Genomic DNA, 3,698 nt, shown 5'->3' on the forward strand with positions numbered 1-3,698 from the left:
GCGTGGATGCCGCCGAAGGTCTTGGCCAGTCCGCGCACGTCCAGGACGGGATTCATCTCTTGAAAACCCTCTCGCTGAGCCCAAGGAGGCCGGAGGGGCAGAACGCCATCAGCACCATGACCGCGATCGCATAGAGAATCAGGTAGAGCGCGTCGCTGCCGAAGCGCGCCCACTCCGGCAGCAGCACCGAGACCGCGGCGCCGAGGAAGGGCCCGAGGAAGTAGCCCGAGCCGCCGACCATCACCATGAGCAGGAGGCTGAGCGACAGGTTGAGATTGAACACCGTCGGCTCGATGAACTGGATGAGCGGCGCATACAGCACGCCGGCCACGCCGCCGAGCGCGGAGCCGAACGCGAACGCCATCAAAGTGTAGCGCCGCGTGTCGACGCCGAGCGAATCGGCACGCAGCGCGTTCTCGCGCAGCGCGGTGAACGCGCGGCCCCACGGCGAGCGCACCAGCCACCAGGTGCCGGCCGAGACCAGCGCGAGGATGCCGAGGCAGAAGAAGTAGAACGGGATCGGCGCCTTGGTCGACCAGCCGAGCAGCGTCGGGCGCGGGATGTTCGGCACGCCATAGACGCCCTTGGTCAGCCATTCCTCGTTGCGCAGCATGAGGTAGACCAGCGTGGCGAACGCCAGCGTCACAAAAGCCAGATAGTGATGCTGCACGCGCAGCGCCGGGTAGCCGAGCAGCCAGCCGATCGCCAGGCTGAGCGCGATGGCGAGCAGGAACGCCGACCACAGCGGCCACCCGGTGGTGGTGAGCAGCGCCGCCGCGTAGGCGCCGATGCCGACGAACGCGCCCTGCGCGAGCGAGATCTGCCCGGCGTAGCCGAGCGTGAGGTTGAGGCCGATCGCGGCGATGGTCATCACCACCCACAGGCTGAGCAGGTAGATGCCGTAGGGCTTGAGGAAGAACGGCGCCGCAACCAGCACGCTGAAAAGAAGGAGTGACAAGACCTTCTTCACACCGTGCGCTCCTCCGCGCGCCCGAGCAGCCCCTGCGGGCGCCACAGGATGACCACGATCAGCAGGAAGAGCGGAATCGCCGCGCGGTATTGCGACGACCAGTACGCGGCCACCAGGTTGTCCGCGACGCCGAGCAGCAGCCCGCCGACGATCGCGCCGCGCACCTGGTTGAAGCCGCCCACGATGGCGGCGACGAACGCCGCGAGCCCGAGCAGCTCGCCGTTGGTGAACTTGGCGAGGTAGATCGGGCTCACCAGGAAGGAGGCGAGCGCGACCAGCGCCGCGTTGACGAGGAAGGTGTAGAGGATCATGCGCTCGACCGGGATGCCGAGCACGCGCGCGAGCTGCGGGTTCTGCGCGGTGGCCTGCATCTGCCGGCCGGTGCGCGTGGCGTGCAGGAAATACTGCAGCAGCCCGACCGCGGCCACCGCCACCCCGATGATCACCAGGCTCTGCGCCGAGATCACCGCGCCGCCGACAGTCAGGTTCGTGGTCGGCCAGACGCCGGGGAAGCCCTGCGCCTCGGCGGAGTAGAACTCCTTCACGCCCTCCTTGAACAGGATCGCGAGGCCGAGCGTGGAGATCACGAGCGGCAGCACGCCGTGGCGCAGGATCGGGTCGACGACCAGCCGCTTGAAGAGCACGCCCAGCACCAGCACCGACGCGGCGAAGCCGACCAGCAGCGCGGCGGCGAAGGACAGCTCGAGGAAGCGCATCGCCGCCAGCACCAGGAAGGCCGGCAGCATGACGAACTCGCCCTGCGCGAAGTTGATGGTCTGCGAGGTCTGCCAGAGCAGCACGAAGCCGATCGCGACGAGCGCGTAGATGCCGCCCGTCGCGATGCCCGCGACCAGGAGCTGCAGGAAATCGGCCAGGCGACTTGCCCGGGCTACTTACCCAATTTGGGCAGGATCTCCACCACCTTCTGTCTACCCTTCACCACCTCGACCAGGAAGCTGATGCGGTCGACGTCGCCGTTCGCGTCCCAGGTGGTCTCGATCAGGATGCCGGGCTCCTGCTTCGGCGTGATGGTCATGCCGTGCAGGCTCTTCGCCAGCGCCTTGCGGTCGAACTTGCCGAGCTTCTCGGTCGCGTACTTGACCGCGTACACGCCCATGTAGCCCTTCAAGCCGTTGTGGTCCGGCACGTAGTTGTAGCGCTTCTGGAACTTCTGGGTGAACGCCTGCACCGCCGGGATCGGCGCGTCCGCGGTGAGCCCGACGTGCCCCTTGGCGCCCTCGGCGGTCTCGCCGGCGAGGTCGATGACCTTCTGGCTGATCACGTTGGTCTCGCCGATGATCGGCTGCTTCACGCCCTGCTTGCGCGCCTCGCGCAGCACGCGCGCGCACTCTTCCTCGTTGGTGTAGATGAACATCACGTCGGCGTTCGAGGCCTTCATCTTCACGATGTCGGCGGCGAAGTCCACCTGCCCCGACTCGGTCGAGACGTCGGCGACGATCTTGATGCCGCGCTGCTTCATCTCCTGGAAGAACACGTCGCGCCCGCCCTTGCCGTAGTCGTTGTTCACCCAGAGAAACGCCACGGTCTTCGCCTTCATGCCGTTGGCGACGAACGCCGCCATCTTGGGCATGCTCATCTGCTGGCCGAACGAGGTGCGGAACACGTACGGGTTGCCCATTTGCGTGATCTCGGCGGCTTCCGCGCCGACGATCTGCGGCACCTCGGCCTGCTGCGCGAGCTGCATGTTCACCTTCACCGAGCCGGAGAACACCGGCCCGAGGATCACGTACGGGTCGCCGTCGATCGCCTTCTGCACCTGCGCGCGCGAGATCGCCGCGTTGCTCTGCGTGTCGCTCACCGGCGCGTTGATCTTGCGCTTCAGTATCCCGCCGCTTGCGTTGATCTCGTCGATCGCCATCAGCGCGCCGTCGCGGAAGTTGGTGCCCGACACCGCGCCGTTGCCCGAGACCTCGATCACGATCGGCATGTAGACCGTCTGTTGGGCGTGCACCGGTACTGCGGCGCACGCGATTGCACCCGCGATAAACCAGTTAACCCTCATCTCCCCCTCCTTTAAAGACCTTCGTACTGCAGGATATTAAGCCCCGCGTTCTGATCCGTCAGGTACATCAGCCCGTTCTTGTCGACATAGCAGTCGGCGGTCTGCAGCACCTGCGGGCGGTTCGGCCGCGGGTCGACCATCCTGGCCGGGTTGGGCGGCACGTAGAACGCGATCTCCTTCGGCCGCGCCTGGTCGGCGATGTCGTAGACCCGCACGCCGGCGTTGTAATAGGTGGCGAAGATGATCCTGGAGCTCTGGAACGCCCCGGGGCGGTTCTCGTGCAGGTTGTGCGGGCCGAAGAACCCGCCCTTCGCGCAATAGTCCGCCTCGGCGGGCTCCGGGAAGGAAGCGATCACCTTCGGGTCGGCGGGCTCGCGGATGTCGTAGGTCCAGATGTGGCGCCGGCCCTGCTCGCACTTGGCGAAGGTCGGCTCGTCGCCCAGCACGAGCAGCTTGCGGTCCGGCAGCGGCAGCGGCGAATGCGTGCCGCCGCCGCCAGGCTGCGGTGTGCGATGCACCAGGATCTTCGGGCGCGCCTTGTCGGCGACGTCGATCACGGTCAGCCCGCCGTCGCGCCACGCGCCGTAGGCGATGTCGCCGTCGAGGAGCGCGTGGTGCAGCGCGTAACGCTTGCCCGCCGGCCAGGTCGGGCTTTCTCCGGGGCCCATGCCCGGAATCCAGCAGCGCCCGAGGAGCTCCGGCTTC

4 protein-coding genes are annotated in these 3,698 nt (G+C 67.2%); all 4 read right to left on the reverse strand.

What is annotated here, in order from left to right; all coding sequences use genetic code 11:
* Window positions 1-52: 52 nt before the first annotated feature.
* On the reverse strand, window positions 53-958 hold the full coding sequence (locus VLA96_08360; GenBank protein HSE49202.1) for a branched-chain amino acid ABC transporter permease: 906 nt from the start codon (window positions 956-958) through the stop codon (window positions 53-55).
* Window positions 959-966: 8 nt separating this feature from the next.
* Window positions 967-1,845, reverse strand: a complete 879-nt coding sequence (locus VLA96_08365) for a branched-chain amino acid ABC transporter permease (GenBank protein HSE49203.1) — start codon at window positions 1,843-1,845, stop codon at window positions 967-969.
* Between the two features lie 14 nt (window positions 1,846-1,859).
* Window positions 1,860-2,942, reverse strand: a complete 1,083-nt coding sequence (locus VLA96_08370; GenBank protein HSE49204.1) for an ABC transporter substrate-binding protein — start codon at window positions 2,940-2,942, stop codon at window positions 1,860-1,862.
* Between the two features lie 62 nt (window positions 2,943-3,004).
* Window positions 3,005-3,698, reverse strand: a 694-nt coding sequence (locus VLA96_08375) for a hypothetical protein (GenBank protein HSE49205.1), incomplete at its 5' end; no start/stop codon positions are given.

This window comes from Terriglobales bacterium (genome assembly GCA_035457425.1).
GTDB lineage: Bacteria > Acidobacteriota > Terriglobia > Terriglobales > Acidobacteriaceae > JACPNR01.